This is a genomic window from Methanosarcina sp. (genome assembly GCF_035390745.1).
GTDB lineage: Archaea > Halobacteriota > Methanosarcinia > Methanosarcinales > Methanosarcinaceae > Methanosarcina.
Genome location: NZ_DAOOUJ010000113.1, coordinates 1 through 4,396 on the forward strand (window position 1 = coordinate 1; position 4,396 = coordinate 4,396).

Here is a 4,396-nt window from a genome sequence, read left to right on the forward strand (position 1 = left end):
GTTCTTGCCTGCCAGAGGGCGATAACCGCAAGGATCAGGATAAGAACCATCCACATTATATCCGCTCCCGGGATAAAGGAATTCTCCCAGTATGCATTGTAGGCATCCATAGCAGCTTGTGTTTGTACCATCTCTTCCCTCCTTTTACATGTATCTCACGCAGGCGTCCGACCCGCGGACTTTTCCAAAGTCGGTGATCACGTATTTATGCAGCAGGAAATCTTTTTTGTAAATTCCCTCCTCATCAACTTTCTGTTCCACATCCTTAAGCATCCCACCGGACGCCAGCTCGATGATATCAAAATTGATGCTGTCCCTGCCGTAATTCCCCTGCATGTTATATTCCTGCTGAATCTTTGAAACGATCTCATAGTTCCAGTGCTCTTCTCCATCAAGGAATAGCTCCAGGATCCTGAACTTAATAGGCCGGTTCTTGCCCATCTTCACTCACCTCTCAGAGTTTCAAGTGCAGCTGTTTCTTCAGTAAACATGACGAAACTACCAATAACACAGAGGGTACCTCCTATAAGGATGGTCCACTCGGGGACATCTCCGAAGAAGAGGAAGATGAAGATAATAGCGCACAATCCGTAGAGGTTTCCTATTCCCTGACCTCTTCCCACTCCTATCAGCGGGAATGACTTGTACCAGCAGACGTAACAGAATCCGAAGGTGATTCCTGCGAAGATCAGGACCAGCAGCGTCAGAGGTTCAAATGCCTGGAATGCATAGGAATACATAGGGAAACCGACAATTGCCAGAATCGGCACAATAATGATCCACCAGATAATGTTTTCTCCCAGGAACCGGAGAGTAAGCCCCACGTCAGGCTCGGAAATGTCAAGCCCCTTGCCTGCAATTGCACCTTCAATCCCCCAGCCTGCAGCAGCCATCAACCCTCCCAGGTATCCTATCCATGGAACACCACCTGCAGCAATTTCGGTTATGACTCCACCGCCAAAGATTGTAATTCCACCAAGAATAATGATTACAATTCCAGTTGCTGCCCTCTTGCTGATTTTTTCCCCATACCAGTAATAAGCAAGCACCGAGCCGATCACAGGATAGAGAAGGGCAGCAACTGCTGCGAACGCTCCGCCAATAAATCCCATAGCCATAAAAGAACCTAGAATTGCTACAGGTCCCCCGAATATCGAGGCCAGAAAGAACCACTTGGAACAGGGGTGGAATTCCTTTAGCGTCCGTCCCAGTTCTCCGAATTTCCCTAGAACGCCGTTCCAGAGCATGAGAGCCAGCATAACTGTAAGTGCATTAAACGCGGTAATAAGGGCCGCCGTCACAACAAGGGACACTGCGTCTCCACTCGTTTCGGCAATGGCTCCATACATTTCATCAAACGGGTTCAGTACCCATACAACAGTGCCCGGCAGATACCATATGCCCCAGAACACAGCACAAAAAAGGGCCCACATATACCCTTTACTTATTTTTCGTTTGCTTTCCTGTGCTTTCAAAGCTTTCAGATCCATGCCCACTCCTCCTTTTGTTAGAGTTATTGGGCAGGTGTGCCGGAAACCAGGTTTTACAGCCTGACTCCCGGGACTGCCTGCTCTTACAATTATCAGACCTTCAGGGCTGCTTTTACCTTGGCGACCGCATCGTTGGCACTTTCACCGTAGATGTCTGCGCCAATCTTGTCTGCCCAGTCCTGGGTAACCGGAGCCCCGCCTACCATGGTCTTGACCTGGTCGCGGACACCTGCTTCTTTCAGCTGTTCCTCGATCTGGATCTGGTTGACCATTGTGGTTGTCATCAGTGCAGAGGATGCAACAACCTGGGGTTTAAGCTCTTTCACCTTTTCTACAAAGGTCTTGATCGCAACATCTCTCCCGAGGTCCACAACCTTAAAACCGGCAATGTTGAGCATGGAAGCCACAATATCCTTTCCTATGGAGTGAATATCGCCTTCTATTGTCCCGATAATTACGGTTCCGAGGTTCTTGGTCTGAGATTTGCGCTTCTCCATTTCCGGCGTGATAACTTCTATGCCGGCTTTCATGGCTTCAGCAGCTGCAAGCACATGAGGAAGGAAAAGAGATCCCTGTCCAAACTTCTCTCCCACTTCTTCCATACCTGCAGTAAATCCCTTCTCAATCAGCTCTACCGGGTCGACTCCTGCAGCAAGGGCTTCCCCTGCGACTTCTGCTGCAAGTTCTTCGTCAAAATCGGTAATCGAAGCTTTTGCTTTTGCTATAATTTCTTCTTTGCTTGCCATTTTTACTCCTCCTTGATCTTAACCCTCTTTGAAGGCTCTGTCAGCTTTGTCCACAATTGCCTTCATATCTTTGAGAATGTCAGCGTCGATTGGCGGCACTTCGTGATGTTTCAGGACATCCTGAACCTTTTCGTTTGCCACGGTTGCGAGGTCCTTTGAGCCAGCTGCTGCCCAGTCTCCGAACATGCGCCTGTCAATGAGCATGGGGCTCGATGGATAGTCAACAAGCATTCTGGTCTGCTTAAGGGCGAGGAAATTGTTTCCGATACCTACTTTCTGGATAGATTCTACTGCAAGGGTTTCAGTGGAAACCGGTATTCCCTGCATTGCTTTCTTGACCATTTTGATGATGTCGTTGTCAATAACGAGCTGTTCCATTGAGAACGTCATTCCGAGCTCAAGCATTCCGGCTCCGTAGATGGTGTTTGCACCAGCAAGGGCAGGCAGGAGAGTGGTCATGGTCTTTTCGTGGCCTGCCTGGTTGTCCGGAACCTTGGAGTCAGACTAGGAACCTGCCACATAGGAGGGAAGGCCGTAGAACTGGGCAAGCTTTGCGACTGCAGCGCTGATAAGACCGAGTTCAGGAGATCCGACAGGTGCAGTACCTTTCTTGAGGTCGAAGGTGGTTGTTGAGCTTCCGTACCATACCTTGCTTCCCGGAACAGTTAACTGAGCGAGAGTTATACCAGAAAGGACTTCGGCGTTGTGTGTAACGAGTGTTCCTGCAAGATAGACAGGAGCAGATCCTCCAGACATTGCCATACTCAGGACATTGACAGGCATTCCGAAACGTGCACCTTTGATGATGACCTGACAGGCATTGACACTGAGTTCAAGCGGACTGGTCGGGCAGAGGAGCATAGAGAAGAGCGGCTTTTTCCTTGCTTCTTCTTCGTCTCCGCCGTAGTAGGCATTTACAATGTCCCGGTAGTATTCGACATGCTCACCTACAGGGTCGATGTGGTGATAGTGCTTTGCAGTGTTTGCGAGAGGAGTAAGAGTCTCGTGGACATCCTGCGCACCCTTTCCAGCCCAGTCTCTTGCAGATACCGGCAGGGAGAAGTAGTCTATATTTTCTGCCCAGTCACAGAGCTTTGCGATGTCTGCAATGTCCTGTTCGACAGAGTCGATGGTTATGTACTTTCCGTCCTTATATTTGCACATCTTAACACCGGTACCGAAACAGGTCCAGTGCACTTTGCCGCCGCATTCCTGGACGGTGTTGTATTTTTTGTCCCTGCCCCAGAGAACAAACCTCGAAGGTGCAAGCTTCAGGGCTCTCCTTACAAGGTATTCGGGGATCTTTACAACATTGGTTTTTTCGTCGACTTCACAGCCATTTTCCTTGAAGATCTGTCTTGCCTCGGGGTCAGAAACCTGAATGCCCGGGTTCATCAGAACTTCCATTGTGGCATAGTGAATAGCTTTGAGTTCATCAGTAGTAAAAAGGTTTAATTCTACGCCATTAAGTGCGTTGAATCCTGCAACTGCATTATTTTGTGCCATTCTCTATCTCCTTTTTCCTGAATATTTTTCGGTTTGTTTACCTCTCGTTTTGCTGAGTTCTCCTTACTCAGGGCAAATCCTTTTTATCTTCAGTTCAGGATGCAGAGACTATGAAGAACAGGGTACTTCTTACCTGAAACGAAGGATTTTTCATGTAAACGGACACAAAACCAATCACAAAATAAACTTCAGATTTTTAATTCCTGTTCTGGTAAAACAGGCAAAATCTGAAAAAATAAAGTTCAGTGCTTTCCCCCACTTCCTTAAAGCCTGTACTTCTACAGTTTTTTGCTTTAGAAGCACTCCGCTTTTATGCCTCTGCTGCCTCTTTTTATTGAACTCTTATTTATGTACCAATCATTTCTAATTCCCGGAAAGATTTTGCCTTTTTTCAGTAATCTCATCTTTTTTCCGGGCATGCCCCCCAGAGAGTACTTTTTTATAGCGTTTTTTATACTATACTGCTTATTTTATTTTGAATATTTTTCTATATATATTTTCCTGATAATTCCTTTTTTCCCGAATTTTTCTGCTTCTCCTGTTACTTTTTCTGGTCTTTCCGGGTCTTTTTGATACGGGTTATCTTCCTGTTTATCTTGTCTGTTTCCTGAATAGTTCACAGGAGTTGATCTTTATATCGAGAAGTTTCTCGAT

4 protein-coding genes and 1 pseudogene are annotated in these 4,396 nt (G+C 47.0%); all 5 read right to left on the minus strand.

The window, feature by feature from the left end:
* Positions 1–144: 144 nt before the first annotated feature.
* Entirely contained in the window at positions 145–441 is a 297-nt protein-coding gene (locus PLL47_RS14535) for a hypothetical protein (protein ID WP_324447242.1), read from the minus strand.
* A gap of 2 nt (positions 442–443) precedes the next feature.
* Positions 444–1,490 (minus strand): EamA family transporter, encoded by a 1,047-nt coding sequence (locus PLL47_RS14540; protein WP_324447244.1) that lies wholly within the window; start codon positions 1,488–1,490, stop codon positions 444–446.
* A gap of 92 nt (positions 1,491–1,582) precedes the next feature.
* On the minus strand, positions 1,583–2,236 hold the full coding sequence (locus PLL47_RS14545; RefSeq protein ID WP_324447246.1) for a methyltransferase cognate corrinoid protein: 654 nt from the start codon (positions 2,234–2,236) through the stop codon (positions 1,583–1,585).
* 18 nt (positions 2,237–2,254) lie between these two features.
* Positions 2,255–3,742, minus strand: a pseudogene (gene mttB, locus PLL47_RS14550) ([trimethylamine--corrinoid protein] Co-methyltransferase).
* Between the two features lie 470 nt (positions 3,743–4,212).
* Entirely contained in the window at positions 4,213–4,362 is a 150-nt protein-coding gene (locus PLL47_RS14555) for a hypothetical protein (protein WP_324447248.1), read from the minus strand.
* Between the last annotated feature and the right edge of the window lie 34 nt (positions 4,363–4,396).

Excerpts from the sequence above, each read along its gene's own strand:
- PLL47_RS14540 (WP_324447244.1), bottom strand. The coding sequence starts at position 1,490 with ATGGATCTGAAAGCTTTGAAAGCACAGGAAAGCAAACGAAAAATAAGT.
- PLL47_RS14535 (WP_324447242.1), bottom strand. The coding sequence starts at position 441 with ATGGGCAAGAACCGGCCTATTAAGTTCAGGATCCTGGAGCTATTCCTT.
- PLL47_RS14545 (WP_324447246.1), bottom strand. The coding sequence starts at position 2,236 with ATGGCAAGCAAAGAAGAAATTATAGCAAAAGCAAAAGCTTCGATTACC.